Here is a 22,179-nt window from a genome sequence, read left to right as displayed (position 1 = left end):
TCCCTCACGGTTCCAGCGGCGGCAGCCAGGCCAGCAACTCCTGCGCCACCTGCCGCCGCCGTTCCGGCGTGGCAAAGGCGCCCACCTCCACATGCGTGCTGCCGCAGCTGATGCATATCAGCTGGCGCGGCCCCTCCGGCACGACGATATGCGTGCACCAGGGACGAAAGCTGCTGCGCTGGTGCCGGCCGGCGCTCACCTGCTCGACGACCAGCACGCCGTCGCGCAGGGCCAGATGCTCGTAGTCGTGGGCATGGCGCAGGTAATACAGCAGGGAAATGGCCACCAAGACCAGTTCGGCAAATGAAAAGACGGGAATGTACCAGTAGCCGCGCAGCGCAAAGGCGGCGGCGATGGCGGTGGAAAACAGGCACAGCACACCATAGGCGCGCAGCAACTGGCGCACCGTCAAGGCACTGTGGCGCGTAAACAGCCATTGCGGTTGTTCCCGTGCAGTATCGCGTGGCATCTCGCCTCCCGCAACAGGAAGGGCGCCGGCGTCATCGCTGCAGCGGCGCGTCCTTCAGGATATGCTTGCGCCGCTCAGGCGCCCATCCGCACCAGCGCATGGCCCACGTGCTGCCACCAGTGATCGCGCGACTTGACCTGTTTCAGGCAAGACGTGTCGATTTCCGCGGGGAAGACACGATCCTGGCACACCTTCGTTTCCAGTGCGTAACGCTGATTCTCCGCCGCCGCCAGGGCCACGACGAGCCAGAACGCCAGCGCCAGCAAGACCACCAGCGAACTCCAGGCCAGGTGATTGGTGTTACTTTTTTCGCCAAAAAACTCGCGCGGCCGCGTCTCGCGGTACATCGACATCAAGTCTTTTTCTTTCTCTTCCGACATCTGCGTTTGCATCCTCTGACATCCTATCCTGTGCCGGCCGGCTGGCCATGGCGGCGCGCACGCCGCCTTGCCTGCATTTTACGCCGATGGCGCAGGAGAGGCGGTAATTCATGGGGGCAATTCGCCATCACCACCCTGCGCCGGCTGCACGGGCGCCACGCTTTCCACATGATCGACGTCGATGTCGCCGCCAGCAGGCGCCGTATTGCGCGGCTCCACGCCGGCCCGCTCGCCCGTACCGGCCGCATCGCTGTCGTTCTCCAGCGCTTCCGCATCCTGGCCCGGCACGCCCTGCATGTCGCTGCCGCTGTCGGAACTGTCGCTGGGACCGAGCGCGCCCTTGCCATGGCCGCTGCCCAGGACGCGGTCAGGCGTGACGGGCAAATTGTCCGGATCGAGTGTGCTGCTGCTCATGGCGGCCTCCCGTTCATAAAAAATCAGCTTACTCCGCTGGCCTGGCCAGCGGCGCACGCCTGCACGGCATTTTCCCAGGAGAAATGCGGCGGCGCACAACTATTTTCAGAAATTACTTCACAAATGTACTATTCATTGCTATAGTTAATTCAAGTAAGCATCTTCTCATCCAGAAACTGCTTCATCAGCGGCACGGCGCCCACCAGCGCCATGCCGCCGAACCGACCGGTACGTGGCGAGCCGGCCCATCCACCCAGCCATCATGCACATATTGGAGTCTTATCATGCAAGCCAAATCACTCATCGCAGCATTGTTTGCCATCACCGCCGCCACGTCGGCTTTCGCCCAGAGCGCCGCGCCAGCCGCTGCCAGCCAGCAACTCACACGCGCCGACGTCACGGCCGAATACATCCGTGCCCGCAACGCCGGCGAAATCGCCACCAGCGAAGTCGACTACCCGAAAACGCCGGCCACCGCCGCCAGCAACGTGACGCGCGAAGAAGTCATGGCCGAGTTCTACGCCGCCCGCAAGGCTGGCCTGATCCCGCAAACGGAAGCGGACTTTGATGTCGCGCAAACGGCAAAACACGTCGTGAAATAAGAAACCAGTCAGCCGGTTTCAGTCAGTCAGTAACACACCTCAGTTGCGGCGCAGCACCCGGGCCACTCCCGGCGCTCACCGCGGCGAGCTGTCAGCCTCACCCCAACCCCACCTTCCGGAGTTCCTGCATGTCCCTGCACCGCCGTTTGCTTGCCGCCAGCCTGATCCTTGCCTTGAGCGCCTGTGCCGACATGGGCCATATCGCGCCGCAATCGGCCATGCTCGACGCCAACAAGCTGCAGGCGAGCCAGGCCATGGATGCCGCCGCCAGCGCCGCCATCCAATGGCCGCGCACGCAATGGTGGCAAGACTTGCACGATCCCCAATTGAACCGCCTGATGGAGCAGGCGCTGGCCGACAGTCCCACCCTGCGCGGCGCCCAGGCGCGCGTGCGCCAGGCCGAGGCCCTGGCCGGCGCGGCCGAGGACAAGACCCGTCCGCAGGCCGACGCGAATGTCTCCATCAACCGCGAACTGTATTCCCAGCACGGCAGCACCCCGGCGCCGCTGGCCGGCAACTACGCCTGGCGCAACCAGGCCACCGTCACGGCCTCGTACGACCTGGACCTGTGGGGCCGCAACCGCGCCGCCCTGTCCGCCGCGCTGGGCGACGTGCAGATGGCGTCGGCCGAATCGCAGATGGCGCGCCTGGCCCTGGAAACGGCGCTGGTGCGCACCTACATCCAGCTGTCGTATGAATTCCAGCTGCAGGACGTGATCGAACGCAGCCTGGCGCAGCGCGCCCGCATCCTCGACATCACGCGCCAGCGCAAGGCCGCCGGCATCGGCACGGACATCGACGTGGCGCAGATCGAAACCACCTTGCCGGCGGGACGCCGCCAGCTGGAACAGTCGGCCGAGTCGCTGGCCCTGCTGCGCAACCAGCTGGCGGCCCTGGCGGGCAAGGGCCCGGCAGCGGGCGCAGCCTTGAGCCGCCCCGTGCTGCGCCTGGACCAGCCGCTGGCCATTCCCGCCGCCCTGCCGGCCGACCTGATCGGCCGCCGTCCCGACATCGCCGCCCAGCGCTGGAGAGTCGAAGCGGCGGCGCAGCGCATCGACGCCGCCAAGGCCGAGTTCTACCCGAACGTCAACCTGGTGGCCTTTGCCGGCTTCCAGGCCTTCGGCTTCAGCCACTTTCTCGACGCCAATTCGCAGGTGCGCGGCGCCTCGCCCGCACTGAGCCTGCCCATCTTCGCCGGCGCCCGCCTGCGCGCCCAGCTGGGCAGCCAGACTGCCGTGTACGACGGTGCCGTGGAGCAATACAACGCCACCGTCATCAACGCCATGTCAGACGTGGCCAATGCCGTCACGAAGGCCCAGTCGCTGGCCAAACAGCACCAGCTGACCGTGCAGGCGCTGGCCACGGCGCAGCGCGCGCGCGACCTGGCGGAGAAGGCCTACAAGGCGGGCATGAGCGACGCCATCAACATGCTCAACACGCAAGTGGCGCTGCTGGCGGAAGAACAGCAGCAGGCGCAAAATGGGGCGCGCGAGCTCGATCTGTACGTTTCCTTGATGAATGCACTGGGAGGCGGCATCTGAGCTTGCAATCCTGGCATTGCCCTAGCCCAACAAGATACAATCGGAACTTTATTCACACATGAAGGAATATGACATGACCGCTTTTGACGCCACCTCCAAGCGGCTGCAAAACATCCGCACGCGCATGCCAGGCTTCCCCATGGAACTGATGCGCCTGTTGCGCATGACGTACCACATTCAAAAAGGCATGAAGGATCTGACCAATGCCGCGCTGAAAAAGCACGACCTGGTCGATGCCAGCTACATGGTGCTGGCCGTGCTGTACGGCACGGACGACGAAACCTCGAACGCCTGCACCCTGGGCATGGCGTGCCATGAAAAGCCGGCCAACCTGACGCGCGTGTGCAACGACCTGGAAACGCGCGGACTGATCCACCGCGGCACGCGCCCCGGCGACCGCCGCTCCGTGATGATCTCGCTGACCGACAAGGGCCGCGCCCTGATCGAAACGGCGCTGCCGGACGTGTACCAGGAAACCTCGGCCCTGTACGAAGGCTTCACGGACGAAGAGTTGCAAGTGCTCGACAAGCTGTACATGCGCCAGTTGCGCAACCTCAACAATCTCAACAACCAGAACTGATAGCCTATCGATGACGCCAGCCACAGCAACAAAACCTATATACGGCCCCCTGACCCGGGCGGCCCACTGGCTGGCGCTGGCGCTGCAGGACTGGCGCTCGACGGAAGGCGAACGCTGGATCTACGTCGGCAAGACCCTCATCGCCTCGTTCTGCGCGCTGTGGCTGGCCTACCGCCTGGGCCTCGATTCGCCCAGCACGGCGATGACCACCACCATCATCCTGGCCCTGCCCAGCAGCGGCATGGTGCTGGAAAAAAGCTTTTACCGCCTGTGCGGCACCCTGCTCGGATGCACGGCCGCGCTGACCCTGATCGGCCTGTTCCCGCAGCAGCCCGTGCTGCTGTTCGCCGGCCTGGCCCTGTGGGTGGGCCTGTGCACGAGCGGCTCGGCCCTGCACCGCAATGCCCAGTCGTATGTGTACGTGCTGGCCGGCTACACGGCTTGCATGATCGTGCTGCCCGCCATCGAGCAGCCGATGCAGGTGTTCGCGCTGGCCGTCACGCGCGTGGCCGAGGTCAGCCTGGGCATCATCTGCTCGGCGGCCGTCTCCAGCGTGCTGCTGCCGCGCCACCAGGGCACGCAGGTGATGCGCACGGTGCAAGCGCGCTACGGCAAATTCCTCGCCTTTTGCCAGGACGTGCTGCAGCAAAAACTCACGCCGGCGCAGGTGGAACTGACGCATTTGCAGTTTGCCGCCGACGTCGCGGCGCTGGAGCTGGGCCGCTCGGCCGCCCTGTTCGAAGTCACCAGCAAAGTGAGCCACGTGCGCGCGCAAAACCGCAAGCTGCACGCCTTCAACGCCACTTTCATGACGGCGCTGACCACTTTCTATACCTTCCACCGCCTGTTCGACCGCCTGCAGCGCGACGACGAGACACAAGTCATGCAGGCTTGCGCGCCCCTGTACGCCATCGTCGCCGAAGCGCTGCAAACGACGCCGTCGCAAGACTCGCTCGACACCATGCAGCAGCACCTGCAAACGGCGCTGGGCCAGGCCCGCGCGGACATCGACGGCGCCCCCATCGCGCATGCGCAGCGCATCGATTTCGACACCGTGTGCGAGCTGCTCGAGCGCTTCGCGCGCGACATGAGCCGCTTTCACGAAGTGTATTTCAGCCTGGCGCACGATACGCCGCTGGAAATCAGCACACCGCAGGCCTACGCGCCGAAGACGCCGCCCGCGCTGGTGATCGCCAGCGGCGCACGCGCGGCCATCAGCCTGGCCCTGCTGGCGCTGGGCGCCTACTTTCTCGCCTGGCCCTATGCCAGCACGGCGATGCTGATGGCGGCCGTGTTCTGCGCGCTGGCCTCGTCCTCGCCGCGCCCCATCCTGATGATCCGGCAAGTGCTGGCGGGCTTCTTGATCGCCATGCCGCTGTCGCTCGTCTGCGTGTACTTCGTGCTGGTGCACGGCGACGGCTTCCCCATGCTGGTACTCAGTTTTGCACCCTTCCTCGCCGTGGGCCTGTATCTGATGACGAATCCGGCCAAGCTGGGCGTGGGCCTGGGCGTGTCGACCTTCATCACGCAGATGGCGCCGACAAATCTGATGCATGTCGACGGCGCCGCCTTCCTCAACACGGGCATGGCGCTGATCGTCGGCCTGATGCTGGCCGCCCTCGTGTTTGCCGTGCTGCTGCCCGAACACACGATGGGCCACAAGGACCATATCGGCCGCGCCCTGTGGCGCGAAGCGCTGCATGCGTGCACGGCGCCGGCGCGGCGCGTGAAACACCGTTTCGACAACCGCGTGCGCGACCTGCTCAGCCAGCTCAACGCGGCGGCCGGCCCGGCGCCTGGCGAGGCCACGCGCGCCGTCGTGCGCCAGGCATTGACCCTGCTGGAAATCGGCCACTCGGTGATCGAATTGCGCGAACTGATCGCGGCCGCCCGGCCAGGCGCCACGCGCCACGCGCTGCAGCAATGCGTCGACCACATCGCCGGCTGGCTGCGCACGCGCGGCGACACGGCACTGCAGGCAGCCCTGGCGGCCACCCTGCAGACGGGCGCCGTGGTGCGCGCGGCGCAAAACGAAGCCGGCGTCACGCCCGAGCGCAGCGCGCGCCTGCAGACGGCGCTGGCCGACCTGCATTCGATCTACACCTCTTTACTCGACCACATGGCGCCTGGCGCCGGAGACCACCATGCCGCGTGAATTCGCCCTGTTCGGAATTCTGATTCCTACCCTGCTGCCCCTGTTCATCCTCAGCATCGGCCTGCAAACCCTGCTCGACCGCGTGCTGGGCTGGCTGGGCGTGTACCGCATGGTGTGGCACCCGTCGCTGGCGCGACTGTGCATCTTCATCGCCATCTTCGGCGCGCTGGCCTTATCGCTTTACAAATAAAAAAAACTGTTCAACCCAATCAAGGAAAGGCTGCCGACATGGTAAGCAAACTGACCCGCTATGCAATCACCCTGCTGCTATTGGCCGCAGCCCTGTGGATAGGCAAGACCGTCTGGGACCGCTACATGGAGTCGCCGTGGACGCGCGACGGCCGCATCAAGGCCGACATCGTCAACATCAGCGCCGACGTGGCCGGCACCGTCACGGACGTGCTGGTGCGCGACAACCAGGTGGTGCAAAAGGGCGATGTGCTGTTCGTCGTCGACAAGGAGCGCTACACGAGCGCGCTGGCGCAGGCCGACGCCGTGCTGGCGGCGCAAAAAACGGAGATGGGCCGCCGCGGCAAGGAAGCGCAGCGCCGCGCAGGCCTCGACGCCAGCATCATCTCGACGGAAAGCCGCGAAAGCGCGGCCTTTGCCGCCAGCTCGGCCTCGTCGCAAGTGCAGGCCGCCGTGGCCGCCCGCGCGCTGGCGCAATTGAACCTGGAGCGCACCACCGTGCGCGCCCCCGTCAGCGGCTACGTGACCAACCTGAACGTGCACAAGGGCGATTTCGCCGCCGTCGGCGCGGCCAAGCTGGCCGTCATCGACAGCGCCTCGTACTACGTCGTCGGCTACTTCGAAGAGACCAAGCTGGGCATGCTGGCGCAGGACGACAAGGCGGAAATGAATCTGATGAGCGGCGGCACCCTGCATGGCCACATCGAGAGCATCGCGCGCGGCATCACCGACCGCGACGCCGCCACGGGCCGCGAATTGCTGGCCGACGTCAATCCCACCTTCAACTGGGTGCGCCTGGCGCAGCGCGTGCCCGTGCGCATCCACATCGACGAGCAGCCGAAGGGGCAATTGCTGGTGGCCGGCACCACGTGCACCGTGGTGATCACGCCCCACTCGGCGCATTCCGCACCGGCGCCGAAGCCAGCGGCCGCGCACCCGGCATGAGCCGCGGCGGCGCCGGACGCCTGGCGGAAATCGCCCTGTTCCTCAACGCCGCGGCGCTGGGCAGCTTTTCCGCGGCCGGCCGCAAGCACGGCCTGTCGCCGGCCGCCGCCAGCGCCGCCATCGCGCGCCTGGAAACGGCGCTGGGCGTCACCCTGTTCGAGCGCACCACGCGCCAGCTGCGCCTGACGGAAGAGGGTCTGCACTACCGCCACTACAGCGAACAGGCGCTGGACTTGCTGGCGCAGGCGGAAGACGGCTTGCCTGCAGGCGGCGCCGCCGTGCGCGGCGTGGTGCGCATCTCGGCGCCGTCCGACATCGGCCGCCAGCTGCTGCTGCCCATGCTCGACCGCTTTGCCGCGCTGCACCCGCAGGTGCGCCATGCGCTGACCTTGACGGACGCCACGGCCAGGCTGGTGCAGGACGATATCGACCTGGCCATCCGCTACGGCGAGCTGCCCGACAGCGACATGGTGGCGCGCCTGCTGCACCCGGGCCGGCGCGTCGTGTGCGTGGCGCCCGCGCTGGCCGCCAAAGTGGGCGTGCCGGCCACACCGCGCGACCTGGCGCTGCTGCCGACGCTCGTGCTGACGGCGGGTGACGGCGCGCCGCAGGAGTGGCGCTACCGTGAGGATGGCAAGCGCCACAGCCTGCGCCCGCAAGGCGCCTGGCACAGCAACGATGGCGAAATCATCCGCCGCTGGGCCGTGGCCGGCCATGGCTATGCCTACAAATCCCTGCTCGACATCGGCGACGACCTGCGCGCGGGGCGCTTGCACACGGTGCTCGACGATTACTTTGCCGACAGCGTCCCCCTGAACCTGCTGTACCGGCGCAGCCGCTTCCAGCCGCCGCGCGTGGCCCTGCTGGCCGACTTCCTGCTGCAGCAATTCGCCGCCCTGCCGGCGCAGCGCTAGCGGGCCACGGTCAGGGCGCCAGCACGCCCAGCTGGCGCAGCAGGGTCAAATTGTCTTCCAGGTGCCAGTTGTCGCTGATGCGCCCCTGCGCATTCACCCGGTACAAATCGAACGCGTAAAAGTCGATGGCCTGCCCCTGCCCCTGCAAGGGGCCCTGCGGCGTGGGGAAGACGCCCGTGAAGCGCCCCGTGAAATGCAGGCGCAAGGAGACACGGTCGCCCGCCACCAGCATGTCCTCGATGGCCACCTGCAAATCCGGCACGGCCGCATGAAACACGTCAGATGCCTGCAGCGGACCGGCCAATCCTTGCGGACGCCCGGCGGGCAAGGTGCGGTCGGTAAAATCGTCGGCCAGCGCCTGGCGCGCCAGGGCCGGGGCGCCGCTCTGCCAGAACGCGGCGTAGCGGCGCGCCGCCAGCACCACCTTGTCGGTGATGGCGGCGCCGGCCAGGTGGGCCGGCATGGGCAGGTGCGTGGCGGATTGGGCGGGCGCTGCGGCCAGCAGAGAAAGGGCCAGGATGGCGGGGGCAAGAACAGGTGCGGGCATAATGAATCCAGATGGGTTGATCGGCGTGCCTGCTGCATAGGGCACCCCGTCATTCTGGACTCGCTTGCCCTATTTGATAATTGGCCCCGCACTTGAATCACTTGCTTGCAGTAGTTGAAAATCAGCGGCCGCCGGCCACGTCGAGGATGCTGCCCGTCACATACGTGGCGCCCGGTCCCAGCAGGTACAGGATGGCGTCGGCGATTTCTTCCGGCTGGCCGCCCCGCTGCATGGGCACGCCGGACGCCAGGCGCGCCACCCGTCCCGGTTCGCCGCCCGACGCGTGGATGTCCGTGTAGATGATGCCGGGGCGCACGCCGTTGACGCGGATGCCCTCGGCCGCCACTTCCTTCGCCAGGCCCAGGGTCAAGGTATCGACGGCGCCTTTCGAGGCCGCGTAATCGATGTATTCGCCCGGGGAACCGAGGCGCGCGGCTGCCGACGAGACGTTCACGATGCGCCCGCCCTGCCCGCCATTGGCCGTCGACATGCGCCGCACGGCTTGCTGGCAGCAGAGGAAATAACTGATCACGTTGGTGCGCAGCACGCGTTCGAGGCGCTGCACGGAAATGTCGGCCAGCCGGCATTTCTGCTCCAGCACGCCCACATTGTTGACCAGCGCCGTGAGCGTGCCCAGGCGCGCATCGACTTCGCCAAACAAGCGTTTCACGTCGGCTTCATCGCTGACGTCGGCCTGCACGGCGATAGCCTCGCCCCCGCCGGCGACGATGCGCGCGCACAGCGCCTCGGCCGCCTGCGCATCGCGCACATAGTTGACGCAGACGGCATAGCCCTGGCGCGCCGCCAGTTGTGCCGTCGCCGCGCCGATGCCGCGGCTGCTACCGGTAATCAAGATCACTTCCTTCATCGCCCCTCCTGAATTGTTGTGGCTGCTTGTGGCTGCATCATACGCGGACGAAAAAAAACCCGCGCGCGGCGGGTTTTTGGTGCAAGCGTATTCAGTTTCTGAAGTGCGTCATGGCGTACGTCAGATGCTGCCACCAGTGTTCGCGCGACTGCACGGACGCCAGGCACTTTGCGTCGACCTCGTTCTTGAACGCGGGGTCCACGCACGCCTTGGTGGCCAGCGCATTGCGCTGGTTTTCCACGCTGACGACGGCAATCGCCAGCCAGGCCACGAGGGCAAGAGCCAGCGCGCACAGTGTCCAGGGCAGCTGTTTCATGACGTTCTCCAGTATTACTTCTTCGCAGGCACCGGGGCGCGCTCTTTCAGCACGCGCGCCACCAGTTCATCCATCACGCGCAGGGTCGCTGTCTGGGTTTGCGGCTCGGACTGGCCCGGACGCGACAGCTGCGCCGGCGACGTCACGAAGCGGCCATCGATGACGATGGTCGGCGCGCTGTCGATCTTGCTGGCGGTGATCAGCTGTTCATTGCGTTTCAGCTTGGTCTGCACGCCGAAGGAATTGAACATGTCCAGGTATTTCGCCTTGTCGATGCCGTTCTTGACCAGCAGGTCGAGGATGGCGTCATCGCGGTTCAGGCGGTTGCGCTCGACGTGGATGGCGCGGAAGATCTTGTCGTGGAACTGGTCCAGCTGGCCCATCGCTTCCAGGGTGGCGTAGGCGTGCGCCTGCGCATCTTTCGGGCCATTGAAGGCCAGGTGGATGCGGCGGAAGGCGATCTTGTCGCCCTGCTTCTTGACCCAGTCGTGCATCAGCGGATCGAGCGCATAGCAATGCGGGCAGGAATACATGAAGTACTCCACCACTTCCACCTTCTTGCCCGTGTCCGTGCGCACTGGCGTCGGGAGCGTGGTAAAGCCGGTATCGGCCGCCATGGCGCCGCCGGTGGCCGCCACCAGGGTGACGGCGGCAAGCAGGGGACGCAAGAAACGCAGAAAACGCATAATAATCCTTCATCATAAAGTGGTCGTGAACGGGGCGAGATTACCACTTTTTGCGCCTGGCGATGAGGCCCGGGCGGAAAAAAGCCATGTTTATCGCCCCGGTTTGCGCCAGCTTAAGCCGTATTTAAGCCCCGCTGCGCCCGCGCCTCAAAAATGGTAGCGCGCCGACACGCGCAGCTGGCGCGCATCCTTGAGGTAAATGCTGGAACGGCAGCCGGGCGCATCGCCGTAATGGCGGCGGTTGGCCAGGTTGCTGCCGGCCAGTTCCAGCTCCCAGGCGCCCAGCTTGCGCACATAGCGACCGTCCACGGTGGCAAACGCGGGCACCTGCGCCAGGCAGCTGCCGGCGAAATCGGGGCCATAGCGCAGCGCGCGCAGCCATTGCACGCCCACGTCGGCACTGGCGCCGCCCTGCCCCGTCCAGTACAGGCGCAGGCTGGCCAGGGTTTTCGGCACGAGGGCGATATCCGGGCCGTCATAGGCGTAATCGTCGTAGCGCGCATGCACTTGCCGCAGTTGCCCGTCGAGGCGCCAGTCGCGCGCCAGCGCCATGCTGGCCTCGATGGCGATGCCGTCGCGGCGCGAGGGGTCGAGGTTGCCCGCAAAGCCCAGCTGGCCCAGGCTCTGGTCGAAAACGATCTGGTTGCTCAGGCGCTCGCAGAATACGCGCACGGAAGCGCTGCGCGCCGCGTCGCCGACGGTGGCGCCCACTTCCATTTCGCGCCGCAACTGGCCCGCCAGGGGGCGGTAGCCGGCGCGGGTATAGCCATCGTCGTCGATGCGGTAGCTGCGCGCGGCCTTGGCGTAGACGCTCAGTTGCGGGCGCAATTGCAGGCTGCCCTGCAAATCCCAGGCATTCTGGTTTTCCCAGTCGCTGCCGCCGGCGGGCAGGTCGGCCGGATCGAGCTGGAACTGCTCATGCCGCAGCCCCAGCAGCAGGCGCGGCGCATACGGGCCGCCGAAGGCCAGCTCTTCGCGCAGCAGCAGCGCGCGCGAATACTGGCGGCGCTGCCCGTCGCCATCGCGGTCCGAGCGCCGCTGCCACTGCATCAGGTCCAGGCCCACTTCCGTATCCGTGCCCACGCCGCCCACCTTGCCGTAATGGCGCAGGCGGGGCGCCAGCTGCCGGCGGCGGCTGCTGTACCTCGATTCGCTGCTGCCATCCTCGCCCGCATAGTGGGCCGTGGCGCGCTTTTCCCGCTGCGACAGTTCCACGCCCAGCTCGAAACTGCCCACATAGCGCTGCACGAAGGCGCTGGCGCGCCGCACCTCATAGCGGTACAGGTCTTCCGGGCGGGCCGCCAGCAAGGCCAGGAACGGCGCCTCGGGCGCGGGATAGCGGGTCTCCTGGTTCAGCTGGTCGGCGCTGAAGCCGAAGCGGCCCTGGCGCGCCTTCCATTCCGCGCCGCCGTTGAAGCCGCGCTGGTGAAACACGCTGCCATCGCGGTAATTGCCATTGCGCAGCCCATCCATGGCCACATCGAGCGTCATGCCGTCCTGCTCGCGCGACAGGGCGCCGCGCACGCTGTGCTGGCCGCCCTGCGCCAGCTCGGCGGACACGTCGCCATGCGTGACGCCGGCCGCGCCGGCATCCACGCCTTCCTGCGCGCACGCCGGCATGGCCAGGGCGCACAGCAGCAAGGCGCGCGTGGCGATGGTCAGGACGGGAGGGGCAGGCATCATGGCGGCAGGCTGGAGGCGTCACCGCGGCGCGGATGCGCGCTGGTGGAACGGAGGGATGGCAAAAGCGAATCATTATACGCACGGCGCACGGCGCCGCAAGCGCCAGCCCGGCGGTACTTTCCTTATGCCAATATTTTATTGGTGATTTGGCATTTTTGTAGGTATATTAAGGTGCGCCCGGCGATCCTGGGCGCAGCCGACTGCATTTAAAAATCAACAATAAGAAGTCACTGTGGGAGTCACGCATGGAAAGTCGTAGCACAACGCGCCGGGGGCCGCCAAGTCCCCGCGGCACGCGCCGCAGCATTGGTTTTTTCCCCATCTCGGGCAAGCTCAAAGCCCTTTCCATCACCGCCATGCTGCTGGCCGGCCTTGCTTTGCAGGCCGACCTGTTCGCCCAGCCGGGCCAAGGCAAGCCGGCCAGCGCGCCCACGCCGCTGGCGCCATCCGCCGACGGCATCGCCCTGGCGTCGCCACATGCGTCGGCCGTCAGCACGCCCAGCGCCAGCAATGCCTGGGGCGGTGCGCGCACGGGCGCGCAAGCGACCCTGTCGGACCGCGTCGTCGATTATCAGATCGAAGCGACGCTCGATCCCGTCAAGCACACGATCGACGGCCAGCAGAAACTGCGCTGGCGCAACCGCAGCGCGCAAGCCGTCAGCAGCGTGTACCTGCACCTGTACCTGAATGCCTTCGAAGGCGAACATTCGACCTTCTTCACCGAAAAGCGCAAGCTCGACACGGGCTTCCGCTCGGGCGTCGACACGCGCGACGGCGAGTGGGGCTACATCGAACTGCGCAGCATGACGCAGAACGGCGCCAAGGCGCCCTGGCATTTCGTCCAGCCGGACAACGGCCCGGCCACCGACCGCACGGTCGTGCGCGTCGATTTGCCGCAGGCCGTCGCGCCAGGTGCCGAGACGACGCTCGACATCCGCTTCTTCGACCAGCTGCCGCGCGTCATCGCGCGCACCGGCTATTTCGGCAGCTTCCACCTGGTGGGCCAGTGGTTCCCCAAGATCGCCGTGCTGGAACTGCCCGGCGAACGGGGCGCCACCGCGCCGCGCTGGAACGCGCATGAATTCCACCTCAATTCGGAGTTCTACGCCGATTTCGGCAACTACGACGTGAAGCTGACCGTGCCCAAGGAGTACACGGTGGGCGCCACGGGCGAACTGCAGGGCGCGCCGCAGGAAAAGAACGGCATGCTCACGCATCACTATGTGCAGGGCGACGTGCACGATTTCGCCTGGACGGCAGACAAGCGCAGCGCGCAGCCGTTGACGGGCAGCTGGAGCGGTCCTGGCAGCCCGCCGGTGGCCATCAAGGTGCTGTACCCGCCCGAATACGCGTCGAATGCGGCGCCCGCGCTGCAGGCGGCGAAGGATTCGCTCACGTATTTCTCGCGCACCCTGGGCCCGTATCCATACAAGACCCTGACGGTGGTGATTCCGCCGTTTAACGCGGCCGAAGCGGGCGGCATGGAATACCCGACCTTCATCACGGCCTCGAGCTACGCCAACCTGCAGCCGAAGACCATCCCCGAATTCGGCCTCGATTTCGTCACCATCCATGAATTCGGTCATGGCTATTTCTATGGCATCCTGGCGTCGAACGAGTTCGAGGAACCCCTCCTCGACGAAGGCTTGAACGAGTACTGGGACCAGCGCATGCTGCGCGCGCGCGGCCAGGACATCCATGCCACCACGCCCCTGCTCAAGCGCCTGGGCTTCGATCCCGTCTTCAAGGTCTTCGAATTCGAGCGCATGGCCGCGCCGCGCCAGGATGCGGCCGACCCGCTGGGCCAGAACGCGTGGAACCGCCTGCAGGGCGTGGGCCCCGTCTACAGCCGCACGGCCATCACCATGCGCGACCTGGAAGCGCGCATCGGCAGCGAAGCCATGGAACGGGGCTTCAAGGCCTATTACGAACAGTGGAAATTCCGCCACCCGAGCGTGGCCGACCTGCGCGAAACGCTGGCCGAGGCGACGGGCCAGCGCCGCATCGTGGAACAGGTCTTCGCGCAGCAGGTCTATGCCAGCGCAAATATCGACGACCGCATCGGCACCTTCACCAGCGAAGAGCAGACGCCGCTGGCCGGCATGGCGGTGGTGAACGGCAAGCGCGTGGAACATACGGCCGAAGCGCTGGAAAAAGAGGAGAAAAAGGTACGCGAGGCGTGGGACAAGGCGCATCCGGACGCCAAGCCCGGCACGGGACCGTATCCTTATCTCACCAGCGTGGTCTTGCGCCGCCGCGGCGCGCCCGTGCCGCAGGTGCTGCTGGTGAAATTCGCCGACGGCAGCTCCGAACGCGTGGTGTGGGATAACGAGCAGCTGTGGCAGCGCTACACCTGGAGCAAGCCCGTGAAGGCCGTCTCGGCCGAACTCGATCCCGACCGCGTGCACTACCTCGACGTCAACAAGCTCGATGACAGCCGCACCCTGAAAGCCGACACCTCGGCCGCGCGGCGCTGGAGCTTCGACCTTGCCGCCGTCTTCCAATACCTCCTTTCCCTGATTGCCACCGTATGAGCGCCACTTCCACGACACGGGCCAGCGGCCTGACCCTGACCACGCGCGCCAGCCGCGCCGCCCTGCAATGGCGCTTGCTGCTGCTGTGGGCGGGCCTGCTGCTGATCCCCGCCATCCTTGCCGTCATACCCCTCTGGCGCACCTTGAGCGCCAGCCTCGATAACGCCGTGCATGCAGCGGCCCTGGCGCACAAGCTCGACCTGATGACCCTGGCCGACCTGGTGGCCAATACGGGACGCAACGGCGCCGCCATCAGCCAGGCGGCCATCACCGGCGTCGTGCTGGCCCTGCTGCTGTCGCCGCTGCTGAGCGGCCTGGTGGTGACGGCCGCGCGCGCGCCTGCGCCACCCGGCTTCGGCCCCCTGCTGACGGGTGCCTTCAGCGAATACGGCCGCATGCTGCGCATGTTGCTGTGGAGCATCGTGCCGCTGGGCGTGGCGCTGGCGATCGGCGCCGGCGCGCTGAAACTGGCCGACAAGCACGCGGCAAAGGCCATCCTGGAAGCGGACGCCGACCTGGCCCGCCACCTGGCCTTGCTGCTCACGGGCTTGCTGTTCCTGCTGGCCTGCGCCACGCTCGACGCGGGCCGCGCGGCGCTGGCCGTCGACCGCCGCCGCACGTCGGCCGTCAAGGCCTGGTGGCGGGGACTGGGCATGCTGCGCCGGCGTCCGCTGGCCAGCCTGGCCATCTACCTCGTCATCACCGTGCTGGGACTGGCGCTGTATGCGCTGCTGGGCGTGGCGCGCCTGAACCTGGCCGCGCCCGGCCCGCTGGCCATCGTGGCCGGCTTGCTGGTGACGCAGCTGGCGGCGCTGGTGCTGGCGTGGATGCGCAGCGCGCGCCTGTTCGCCTTGATCGACGTCAAGCGCTCGCTCGCGTAGTCACGCCCCCAGGCGCCCTTCATCGGCCAGGAAGTCGATGAAGGTGCGCACTTTCGACGACAGGTAGCGGCGGCTCGTGTACACGGCGTACACCTTGCCGCCCGCCAGCTTGAAATCGTCGAAGAGGCGCACCAGCCGCCCCGCCGCCAGGTCCGCATCCGTTTGCCACGACGGCAGCAGCGCGATGCCCATGCCGTCGAGCGCGGCCGCGTGCAGCAGGCTTTCGTTATTGCATTGCAGGACGGGCGAAAACTTCACCGTCTCGCGCCCCTGTGCCCCGTCGAAGGCCAGTTCATTGCCGTTCGCCAGCAAGGAATAGCTGATCATGGCGTGCTGCGCCAGGTCTTGCGGCAGGTGCGGGTGGCCCGCGCGCGCCAGATAGGCGGGCGCGGCCACCAGGTGGAATTCGATGCTGCCGATGGGCCGCGCGATCAGGGCCGGCGATGGGGCCTGGCTCACGCGCAGGGCCAGGTCGAAACCCTCTTCCACCAGGTTCACCACACGGCCGCTGAGGTCGATGTCGAAGGTCACCTCCGGAAAGCGCTCGCGGTAGACGGCCAGGGTGCGCGTAAAGATGGCGTTGGCGAACCAGACGGGCGCGCTCAGGCGCAGCATGCCGCGCGGCACTACCGTCGTGCGGCCGACGGTGGCTTCCACCTCGTCGAGATTGTCGAGCATGTCGCGGCACTGTTCGAAATACACCTTGCCGATTTCCGTCAGGCTCAGGTGGCGGCTGCTGCGGTTCAGCAGGCGCGCGCCCAGGTGGCGCTCCAGGTGCATCACGTGCTTGCTGACCATGGCCGGCGACAGGTCCAGGCGCTCGCTGGCGCGCACAAAACTGTCCAGCTCCACCACGGCGCGAAACACGCGCATGCTGCGCAAGGTATCCATGACGACCCAATCATCAACAAAATGGAAATGATATATCAATAATAGCGATCTTGATCAACTGACTGCGCATGACTATCATGGTTCCATCGTTAGCCATTCCCCTCAGGAGCCGCCATGCAAGAGCACACCTTCCCCACGTATTTCCTGTCGCACGGCGGCGGCCCGTGGCCGTTCATGAAAGACCAGTTCGGCGGCCGCTACGACGTGCTGGAAGCGTCGCTGCAGGCTATCCCGCGCCAGATCGGCGCGCGTCCCAAGGCCGTGCTGGTCGTCACGGCGCACTGGGAAGGGCCGCAATTCCTCGTTTCGGCCAGCCCCCGTCCGGGCATGATCTACGATTATTCAGGCTTTCCGCCGCATACGTACCAGATCCAGTACCCGGCGCCGGGCGCGCCGGAACTGGCGTCGCAAGTCAAACAGTTGCTCGACGCGGCCGGCCATCCGGCACGCCTGGACCACGAGCGGGGTTTCGACCACGGCACCTTCAGCGCCCTGTTCCCCATCTACCCGCAGGCGGACATGCCGCTGGTGCAACTGTCGCTGAAACACGGCTACGACCCGCTCACGCACGTCGAGGTGGGCCGCGCGCTGGCCAGCCTGCGCCGCCAGGGCGTGCTGATACTCGGCAGCGGCCTCAGTTATCACAACCTGCGCCAGTTCGGCCAGGCGGGCGCCGTCGCCTCGCACCAGTTCGACGCCTGGCTGCGCCAGGCCATGGCCCTGCCGCCAGAACAAAGGCTGGAGCAATTGCTGGCCTGGGACCAGGCGCCGGGCGCGCGCCAGGCTCATCCGCAGGAAGACCATCTGCTGCCGCTGATGGTGGCGCTGGGCGCGGCCGAGCAGGAAGCGGCGCACGTCGTGTACCACGAGGAGGATTTCTTTGGCGCGCTGGCCGTCACCAGCTTCAAATTCGGCTAATCGGCCAGCGCATGAAAAAAGCGCCGCGACATTGCTGTCGCGGCGCTTTTTGCATGGTGGAGCGGTAACTTACGTGCCGCGCTTGCCGCGCGCCGCATTCCTGGCCTTCTCGGCCGCGATTTCCGCCGCCTTGGCCGCTTTTTCCGCCATCTCTGCCGCGTGCTGGGCCAGCAGGGCCGCGCGCGTGTCCGGCGTTTCCAGCGAAATGCGTCCCAGGATGCCGCTGCGGTAGTCGAGCAGCAGGGTATGCGAGGCTTTCTCGAAATCGTAGTCGCCGCCCTTGATGCGGAAGCCGCGCTTGGCGGCGATGCCCTCGACCACGCCGATGGCGTCGACTTCATCGACCTTGGTGCCGTAGCGGGCCGCCAGCAAGTCCGGATAGCGCTTGAGCAATTCCTCGGCCAGGAACACGGCCACTTCCTCTTCGATCAGCGCGTTCGAGCCGATGGCGTGGCTGGCCGCCAGCATCAGGCCATCGCTGGGGATGGCGATCTTCGGCCACAGCATGCCGGGCGTGTCGACGAGGATGGTGTTCTTGTCCAGGTACAACTTTTGCTGCATCTTGGTGACGGCCGGCTCGTCGCCCACCTTGGCCACGCGCTTTTTCAGCAGCGCGTTCATCAGGGTCGACTTGCCCACGTTGGGGATGCCCATGATCATGATGCGCAGCGGCTTCGTCGGCACGCCGCGGTGCGGCGCCAGCGATTTCGCCAGTTCCGGGATGCGCGCCACGTCGCCCGGCTTCTTGGTCGTCATCGCATATGCGGTCACGCCTTCCTGGGCATTGAAATAGGCCACCCAGGCGGCGGTAGCGGCAGGATCGGCCAGGTCGGTCTTGTTGAGGATTTTCAGGCAAGGGCGCTGGCGGAACAGGCGCAGCTCGTCCACCATGGGATTGCAGCTGGCTGCCGGCAGGCGCGCGTCCACCACTTCAATCACCAGATCGGTGTTTTCCATGGTCTCGGCCGCTTTCTTGCGGGCCGCGTTCATGTGTCCTGGGTACCATTGTATCGCCATGCTCTTGCTTTCAAAATCGTTCGGTCAATCCGCTATTTTACGTGGTTGCCGCCACGACGTCCCATTTTCCGCCGCCAACGCCAGCCGTGCGACACGAACGAGACAATTGGTGATAATTTGGCAGTTACATGAATGATAAGATTCGCAGTCCGTCCAGCCTGGACGGTTTCCCATCGCAAGCTTAACCTGGCACGCAATCCATGCACTTTCCCCGCTTTTGCCTCCTCGCCTCCCTTTATGCCAGCCTGCTGCCCGCCATGGCCCAGGAACAAGCGGCGGCGCCGGGCGATGCGGCAAGCCAGGAAATGCAGCAGATTGTCGACGTGCAAAGCACGCGCGATCCCGACCTGCGCCCCTACCGCACCATGCTCAAGGGACTTGATGCGTATGCCGACCACCAGCGCCTGGCGCCGGGCGCGCCGCTGCGCTTCATGCTGATTCCCGCCACGCCGCAGGCCAGGCTCGAAGGCGTGACCTTGCACCTGTCGGCCGACAACCTGTCCATCCCCGTGCCGCTGGCGGCGGACGGTGGCTTCACCTTGTCGCGCGACAAGACCGCCTACGATGCGAATGCCGACCTGGTCAGCAACAAGAAGCGCGACACCCTGCGCTGGCGCGCCGACATCCATACGCCGGGCCTGCCCCAGAACGTGCGCCGCCTGGGCGACTTGCGCCTGGAATGCGAAATCCGCTGGGCCGTCGAGCAGGATGAGTTGTCCTTTGTCCGGCGCAACCTGTTCCGCCTGGCAGGCGGGCCATGCCACTCGTCGCTGATCCACGTGCCGTTTCCCGTGGTGCACAAGCTGCTTGCCGTGCAGGCGCGCTCGGGCGAGCGCACGCTGGACATCCGCGTCACGCAAGACCGGCAGCGCTTCGTGCCGCCGCTGCATGACCTGAACTGGGACGACAATACCCTGCTGACCCTGACCTACGCCGACGACGGGAAAATGGCGGGAGCCGCCCCGGCAGCGCCCTCGCAGGCAGCGCAGCGCCAGTAAAGCGCCGCCCGCGCCGCCAGGTCAAATATTTCCACATGGATTCTTATATTTACTGAAAGAAATAAAGAAGTATGTTCTAATATCGCCTCTTAAATGAAAAGCAATTATTTTCCAGGCTGGCTAGCGCCGGGTGCAGGGAGATAGGCGATAGGGATGGCTCGATATGGTGATGGAACACACTGGCAAGGCGCCAGCGGCACACGTGGAATGCGAACGTGGCAGCGCGCGCCCGGCCAAGGCGGCGGCCAAGCGCGTGCCGCGCAATGGCAGCCTGTTGCAGTGGAAGAAGGAATGCCGGCAATTGCAGGGGCAAGTGGCGCAGCTGGAAGAGCGCCTGAAGCGCCAGAGCGCCGACAGCTATGGCTTGCAAGTGCTGTATGACCAATTGGTCAATGAAATCAAGCACCACCGCGACATGTTGCAGCTCGACAGTTTTGACGCGGATAAATCATCGCTCGTCTACACGCAAGCCTGGCGCCGCTTCATGGCTGGCGACGCGCTCGACTACCAGACGCACCGCCACACGAATTCCCGCAGCCGGCCCAGCCTGCTGTAGTTCAAGCTCCCCCTTACAGCTCCGCCAGCGCCTTCACGTGCGCGGCCACGCTGCGGCCCAGCGACGACAGGTTGTAGCCCCCTTCGAGGCAGCTGACGATGCGGCCCTTGCCATACTGATGGGCCACGGCCATCATTTGCTGCGTCATCCACGTGTAGTCGGCCTCCACCAGGCCCATGCCGCCCACGTCGTCTTCGCGGTGGGCGTCGAAACCGGCGGAAATGAAAATCATCTGCGGCTGCTGCCGGTGCAGCGCGGGCAGCCAGTGGTCGAGCACCAGCTGGCGCACGGCATCGCCTTTCGAGCGGGCCGGCACGGGCACGTTGACGCGCGTGTCCGTGTACGATTCCACGTCGCTGTACGGATAGAACGGGTGCTGGAAAAAGCTGACCATCAGGATGCGCGGATCGTGCGCCACGGATTCGGCCGTGCCATTGCCATGATGTACGTCAAAGTCGACGATGGCGACCCGTTCGAGCCCGCGCACGTCGAGCGCATGCTTGGCGGCGATGGCGATATTGTTGAACAGGCAAAAGCCCATGGGCTCGCTGGGCCGCGCATGGTGGCCGGGCGGGCGGATCGCGCAAAACGCGTTGCTGATCTCGCCGTCGATGACGGCGTCCGTGGCTGCCACGGCCGAGCCAGCGGCGGCCAGCGCCGCGTCGTAGCTGTGTGCATTGAGCAAGGTGTCGCCGTCGAGCGGGTAATAGTCGCCCGCGGGCGGCACGTTGTCGCGCACGAGGCCGATGGCCGTGGCGCTGTGGTTGCGCTCGATATCGGACAATTGCGCGCGCACGCCTTCGCGGTGCTCGACCAGGTCGCTGATGTGCGCCAGGATCAATTGATCGTTGATGGCCTGCAAGCGGGCCGGCGATTCGGGATGCCAGTCGCCCATTTCGTGGCGCTGGCAATCGGGATGGGTATAAATGGCTGTGCTCATGCGCTGTACTGGTTACCTCTGTCTCTGCTCTCTATCCATACCGGGAACGCGTGCCGGAATCACTGCAGAGCATTCCTGCCTGCCTGGCCCGTTCTCGCATAAAATCACTGGCTGGTCTGTGCCGCCCTTGCCGCCTTTGCTGTCACGCTAATCTACCACGAGCGCGCAGGCGGCGGGCGGCGCGGTTTGACCTGGCCAAAGCGATTGTAAATTAAATAATCCGTCTCACTGTGATAGAAATAGCATGTTTTCGAAAATACACCAGGCCGCACGGCAGATCGGCGAAGTTCTCGTCGGCAAACAGTTACAGATCCGCCAGACCCTCGCCTGCGTGCTGGCCGGCGGCCACCTGCTGATCGAGGACGTGCCCGGCGTGGGCAAGACGACCCTGGCGCATGCGTTGGCCATCTCGCTGGGCCTGCAATGGAAGCGCCAGCAATTTACCAGCGACCTGCTGCCCGCCGACGTGGCCGGCATGAGCGTGTATGACCGGGGCAGTGGCAGTTTCATCTTTCATCCAGGCCCCCTGTTTACCCAGGTGCTGCTGGCCGACGAGATCAACCGCGCCACGCCGAAGACGCAATCGGGCTTGCTGGAAGCGATGGAAGAGCGGCAAGTGACGCTCGATGGCGTCACGCGCGCGCTGCCGCAGCCGTTTTTCGTCATCGCCACGCAAAACTGCGCGCACCAGCTGGGCACCTTCCCCCTGCCCGAATCGCAGCTGGACCGTTTTCTCATGTGCGTCACCCTGGGCTACCCCGATGCAGCCGCCGAACGGGAGCTGCTGCTGGGCGCCGACCGCCGCGCCATGCTGCAAACCTTGCCGGCCGTCATGAACGCGGAAGAATTGCTGCAGGCGCAAGCGGGCCTGCGCGCCATCCACGCCTCACCTGCCGTCGTCGACTACGTGCTGTCCCTCGTGCATGCCACCCGCGTGCCGGGCGTGTTTGCCGATGGCCTGAGCCCGCGCGCCGCGCTGGCCTTGCTGCAGGCGGCGCGCGCCTGGGCTGCCCTGGCCGGACGCGACCACGTCACGCCCGACGATGTGCAAGCCGTACTCATTCCCGTCTGCGCCCACCGCCTGCACGCCGCGCAAGGGGTCACGGACAGCCGCATGCTGCTGCAGCAATTGCTGCTGGCGACACCCGTCTGACA

24 protein-coding genes are annotated in these 22,179 nt (G+C 66.1%); 13 read left to right on the top strand and 11 right to left on the bottom strand.

Annotation, left to right across the window (positions count from 1 at the left end):
* Nucleotides 1–4: 4 nt before the first annotated feature.
* The 3 genes from OX460_RS22685 to OX460_RS22675 all read right to left on the bottom strand — a co-directional run bounded on the left by OX460_RS22685 (nt 5) and on the right by OX460_RS22675 (nt 1,263).
* Entirely contained in the window at nt 5–469 is a 465-nt protein-coding gene (locus OX460_RS22685; protein ID WP_289900005.1) for a DUF2244 domain-containing protein, read from the bottom strand.
* A 74-nt stretch (nt 470–543) separates the two neighbouring features.
* Nucleotides 544–861, bottom strand: a complete 318-nt coding sequence (locus OX460_RS22680) for a hypothetical protein (protein WP_077400845.1) — start codon at nt 859–861, stop codon at nt 544–546.
* 96 nt (nt 862–957) lie between these two features.
* On the bottom strand, nt 958–1,263 hold the full coding sequence (locus OX460_RS22675) for a hypothetical protein (protein ID WP_099665118.1): 306 nt from the start codon (nt 1,261–1,263) through the stop codon (nt 958–960).
* A gap of 284 nt (nt 1,264–1,547) precedes the next feature.
* Between OX460_RS22675 and OX460_RS22670 the strand changes: the two genes are divergently transcribed.
* The 7 genes from OX460_RS22670 (at nt 1,548) to OX460_RS22640 (ending at nt 8,189) form a co-directional block, all read left to right on the top strand.
* Nucleotides 1,548–1,865: a DUF4148 domain-containing protein gene (locus OX460_RS22670; protein WP_289900004.1), complete on the top strand. Its 318-nt coding sequence runs from the start codon at nt 1,548–1,550 to the stop codon at nt 1,863–1,865.
* A 128-nt stretch (nt 1,866–1,993) separates the two neighbouring features.
* Complete coding sequence (locus OX460_RS22665; protein ID WP_289900003.1) at nt 1,994–3,406, top strand: efflux transporter outer membrane subunit; 1,413 nt, start codon at nt 1,994–1,996, stop codon at nt 3,404–3,406.
* Between the two features lie 73 nt (nt 3,407–3,479).
* A complete protein-coding gene (locus OX460_RS22660) occupies nt 3,480–3,986 on the top strand; it encodes a MarR family transcriptional regulator (protein ID WP_034782299.1) in 507 nt (168 codons plus the stop codon).
* Nucleotides 3,987–3,996: 10 nt separating this feature from the next.
* Nucleotides 3,997–6,141: an FUSC family protein gene (locus OX460_RS22655; RefSeq protein WP_289900002.1), complete on the top strand. Its 2,145-nt coding sequence runs from the start codon at nt 3,997–3,999 to the stop codon at nt 6,139–6,141.
* The gene (locus OX460_RS22650) at nt 6,131–6,331 is read left to right on the top strand and encodes a DUF1656 domain-containing protein (protein ID WP_070224633.1); all 201 of its coding nucleotides are present in this window, start codon (nt 6,131–6,133) and stop codon (nt 6,329–6,331) included. The genes OX460_RS22655 and OX460_RS22650 overlap by 11 nt, the downstream gene beginning before the upstream one ends.
* A 38-nt stretch (nt 6,332–6,369) precedes the next feature.
* Nucleotides 6,370–7,275, top strand: a complete 906-nt coding sequence (locus OX460_RS22645; RefSeq protein WP_251349973.1) for an efflux RND transporter periplasmic adaptor subunit — start codon at nt 6,370–6,372, stop codon at nt 7,273–7,275.
* Nucleotides 7,272–8,189: a LysR substrate-binding domain-containing protein gene (locus tag OX460_RS22640; protein WP_289900001.1), complete on the top strand. Its 918-nt coding sequence runs from the start codon at nt 7,272–7,274 to the stop codon at nt 8,187–8,189. The genes OX460_RS22645 and OX460_RS22640 overlap by 4 nt, the downstream gene beginning before the upstream one ends.
* A gap of 10 nt (nt 8,190–8,199) precedes the next feature.
* Here the strand turns inward: OX460_RS22640 and OX460_RS22635 are convergent, their stop codons facing one another.
* From OX460_RS22635 to OX460_RS22615, 5 genes are all read right to left on the bottom strand, one after another.
* Complete coding sequence (locus tag OX460_RS22635; RefSeq protein ID WP_289900000.1) at nt 8,200–8,736, bottom strand: ester cyclase; 537 nt, start codon at nt 8,734–8,736, stop codon at nt 8,200–8,202.
* 121 nt (nt 8,737–8,857) lie between these two features.
* Complete coding sequence (locus OX460_RS22630; RefSeq protein ID WP_289899999.1) at nt 8,858–9,604, bottom strand: SDR family oxidoreductase; 747 nt, start codon at nt 9,602–9,604, stop codon at nt 8,858–8,860.
* 91 nt (nt 9,605–9,695) lie between these two features.
* A complete protein-coding gene (locus tag OX460_RS22625) occupies nt 9,696–9,920 on the bottom strand; it encodes a hypothetical protein (RefSeq protein ID WP_070282668.1) in 225 nt (74 codons plus the stop codon).
* A gap of 14 nt (nt 9,921–9,934) precedes the next feature.
* A complete protein-coding gene (locus tag OX460_RS22620) occupies nt 9,935–10,606 on the bottom strand; it encodes a thiol:disulfide interchange protein DsbA/DsbL (protein WP_289899998.1) in 672 nt (223 codons plus the stop codon).
* A gap of 147 nt (nt 10,607–10,753) precedes the next feature.
* Nucleotides 10,754–12,289 (bottom strand): TonB-dependent receptor, encoded by a 1,536-nt coding sequence (locus OX460_RS22615; RefSeq protein ID WP_289899997.1) that lies wholly within the window; start codon nt 12,287–12,289, stop codon nt 10,754–10,756.
* 245 nt (nt 12,290–12,534) lie between these two features.
* On the opposite strand from OX460_RS22615, the gene OX460_RS22610 reads away from it, so the two are divergent.
* Both OX460_RS22610 and OX460_RS22605 read left to right on the top strand, forming a co-directional pair.
* Entirely contained in the window at nt 12,535–14,823 is a 2,289-nt protein-coding gene (locus OX460_RS22610) for a M1 family metallopeptidase (protein WP_289899996.1), read from the top strand.
* Nucleotides 14,820–15,704 (top strand): hypothetical protein, encoded by an 885-nt coding sequence (locus OX460_RS22605; protein WP_289899995.1) that lies wholly within the window; start codon nt 14,820–14,822, stop codon nt 15,702–15,704. The genes OX460_RS22610 and OX460_RS22605 overlap by 4 nt, the downstream gene beginning before the upstream one ends.
* Here the strand turns inward: OX460_RS22605 and OX460_RS22600 are convergent, their stop codons facing one another.
* On the bottom strand, nt 15,705–16,595 hold the full coding sequence (locus tag OX460_RS22600; RefSeq protein WP_289899994.1) for a LysR family transcriptional regulator: 891 nt from the start codon (nt 16,593–16,595) through the stop codon (nt 15,705–15,707).
* 114 nt (nt 16,596–16,709) lie between these two features.
* On the opposite strand from OX460_RS22600, the gene OX460_RS22595 reads away from it, so the two are divergent.
* Nucleotides 16,710–17,513: a class III extradiol ring-cleavage dioxygenase gene (locus tag OX460_RS22595; protein ID WP_289899993.1), complete on the top strand. Its 804-nt coding sequence runs from the start codon at nt 16,710–16,712 to the stop codon at nt 17,511–17,513.
* Between the two features lie 69 nt (nt 17,514–17,582).
* Here OX460_RS22595 and ylqF read toward each other — a convergent pair whose 3' ends face one another.
* Entirely contained in the window at nt 17,583–18,530 is a 948-nt protein-coding gene (gene ylqF / locus OX460_RS22590; protein ID WP_083411975.1) for a ribosome biogenesis GTPase YlqF, read from the bottom strand.
* A 200-nt stretch (nt 18,531–18,730) separates the two neighbouring features.
* Between ylqF and OX460_RS22585 the strand changes: the two genes are divergently transcribed.
* Together OX460_RS22585 and OX460_RS22580 are read left to right on the top strand one after the other, a co-directional pair.
* A complete protein-coding gene (locus tag OX460_RS22585; protein ID WP_289899992.1) occupies nt 18,731–19,528 on the top strand; it encodes a hypothetical protein in 798 nt (265 codons plus the stop codon).
* Between the two features lie 169 nt (nt 19,529–19,697).
* Nucleotides 19,698–20,084, top strand: coding sequence for a hypothetical protein (locus OX460_RS22580; protein WP_143451364.1), 387 nt, complete (start codon nt 19,698–19,700; stop codon nt 20,082–20,084).
* 13 nt (nt 20,085–20,097) lie between these two features.
* On the opposite strand, the gene OX460_RS22575 is transcribed toward OX460_RS22580, so the two are convergent.
* A complete protein-coding gene (locus OX460_RS22575; protein ID WP_289899991.1) occupies nt 20,098–21,024 on the bottom strand; it encodes a histone deacetylase family protein in 927 nt (308 codons plus the stop codon).
* Nucleotides 21,025–21,268: 244 nt separating this feature from the next.
* Here OX460_RS22575 and OX460_RS22570 point away from each other — a divergent pair, with 244 nt between their 5' ends.
* Nucleotides 21,269–22,177 carry an AAA family ATPase gene (locus tag OX460_RS22570; RefSeq protein WP_099665136.1) on the top strand — a complete coding sequence of 303 codons (909 nt, stop codon included), beginning with the start codon at nt 21,269–21,271 and terminating at the stop codon, nt 22,175–22,177.
* The last annotated feature ends 2 nt before the right edge of the window (nt 22,178–22,179 follow it).

The organism is Janthinobacterium sp. SUN033, from assembly GCF_030397595.1.
In the GTDB taxonomy this organism is placed as follows: domain Bacteria; phylum Pseudomonadota; class Gammaproteobacteria; order Burkholderiales; family Burkholderiaceae_D; genus Janthinobacterium; species Janthinobacterium kumbetense.
Note: the sequence above shows the minus strand (reverse complement) of the source record. Positions and strands in the feature narration are given on the sequence as shown.

What these genes read in the sequence shown, in the direction of transcription:
- OX460_RS22670 (WP_289900004.1), top strand. Translation starts at nt 1,548, where the DNA reads ATGCAAGCCAAATCACTCATCGCAGCATTGTTTGCCATCACCGCCGCC.
- OX460_RS22610 (WP_289899996.1), top strand. Translation starts at nt 12,535, where the DNA reads ATGGAAAGTCGTAGCACAACGCGCCGGGGGCCGCCAAGTCCCCGCGGC.
- OX460_RS22570 (WP_099665136.1), top strand. Translation starts at nt 21,269, where the DNA reads ATGTTTTCGAAAATACACCAGGCCGCACGGCAGATCGGCGAAGTTCTC.
- OX460_RS22645 (WP_251349973.1), top strand. Translation starts at nt 6,370, where the DNA reads ATGGTAAGCAAACTGACCCGCTATGCAATCACCCTGCTGCTATTGGCC.
- OX460_RS22585 (WP_289899992.1), top strand. Translation starts at nt 18,731, where the DNA reads ATGCACTTTCCCCGCTTTTGCCTCCTCGCCTCCCTTTATGCCAGCCTG.
- OX460_RS22630 (WP_289899999.1), bottom strand. Translation starts at nt 9,604, where the DNA reads ATGAAGGAAGTGATCTTGATTACCGGTAGCAGCCGCGGCATCGGCGCG.
- OX460_RS22605 (WP_289899995.1), top strand. Translation starts at nt 14,820, where the DNA reads ATGAGCGCCACTTCCACGACACGGGCCAGCGGCCTGACCCTGACCACG.
- OX460_RS22620 (WP_289899998.1), bottom strand. Translation starts at nt 10,606, where the DNA reads ATGCGTTTTCTGCGTTTCTTGCGTCCCCTGCTTGCCGCCGTCACCCTG.
- OX460_RS22600 (WP_289899994.1), bottom strand. Translation starts at nt 16,595, where the DNA reads ATGGATACCTTGCGCAGCATGCGCGTGTTTCGCGCCGTGGTGGAGCTG.
- OX460_RS22655 (WP_289900002.1), top strand. Translation starts at nt 3,997, where the DNA reads ATGACGCCAGCCACAGCAACAAAACCTATATACGGCCCCCTGACCCGG.
- OX460_RS22625 (WP_070282668.1), bottom strand. Translation starts at nt 9,920, where the DNA reads ATGAAACAGCTGCCCTGGACACTGTGCGCGCTGGCTCTTGCCCTCGTG.
- OX460_RS22675 (WP_099665118.1), bottom strand. Translation starts at nt 1,263, where the DNA reads ATGAGCAGCAGCACACTCGATCCGGACAATTTGCCCGTCACGCCTGAC.
- OX460_RS22660 (WP_034782299.1), top strand. Translation starts at nt 3,480, where the DNA reads ATGACCGCTTTTGACGCCACCTCCAAGCGGCTGCAAAACATCCGCACG.
- OX460_RS22580 (WP_143451364.1), top strand. Translation starts at nt 19,698, where the DNA reads ATGGAACACACTGGCAAGGCGCCAGCGGCACACGTGGAATGCGAACGT.
- OX460_RS22650 (WP_070224633.1), top strand. Translation starts at nt 6,131, where the DNA reads ATGCCGCGTGAATTCGCCCTGTTCGGAATTCTGATTCCTACCCTGCTG.
- ylqF (WP_083411975.1), bottom strand. Translation starts at nt 18,530, where the DNA reads ATGGCGATACAATGGTACCCAGGACACATGAACGCGGCCCGCAAGAAA.
- OX460_RS22575 (WP_289899991.1), bottom strand. Translation starts at nt 21,024, where the DNA reads ATGAGCACAGCCATTTATACCCATCCCGATTGCCAGCGCCACGAAATG.
- OX460_RS22595 (WP_289899993.1), top strand. Translation starts at nt 16,710, where the DNA reads ATGCAAGAGCACACCTTCCCCACGTATTTCCTGTCGCACGGCGGCGGC.
- OX460_RS22680 (WP_077400845.1), bottom strand. Translation starts at nt 861, where the DNA reads ATGCAAACGCAGATGTCGGAAGAGAAAGAAAAAGACTTGATGTCGATG.
- OX460_RS22665 (WP_289900003.1), top strand. Translation starts at nt 1,994, where the DNA reads ATGTCCCTGCACCGCCGTTTGCTTGCCGCCAGCCTGATCCTTGCCTTG.
- OX460_RS22615 (WP_289899997.1), bottom strand. Translation starts at nt 12,289, where the DNA reads ATGATGCCTGCCCCTCCCGTCCTGACCATCGCCACGCGCGCCTTGCTG.
- OX460_RS22685 (WP_289900005.1), bottom strand. Translation starts at nt 469, where the DNA reads ATGCCACGCGATACTGCACGGGAACAACCGCAATGGCTGTTTACGCGC.
- OX460_RS22635 (WP_289900000.1), bottom strand. Translation starts at nt 8,736, where the DNA reads ATGCCCGCACCTGTTCTTGCCCCCGCCATCCTGGCCCTTTCTCTGCTG.
- OX460_RS22640 (WP_289900001.1), top strand. Translation starts at nt 7,272, where the DNA reads ATGAGCCGCGGCGGCGCCGGACGCCTGGCGGAAATCGCCCTGTTCCTC.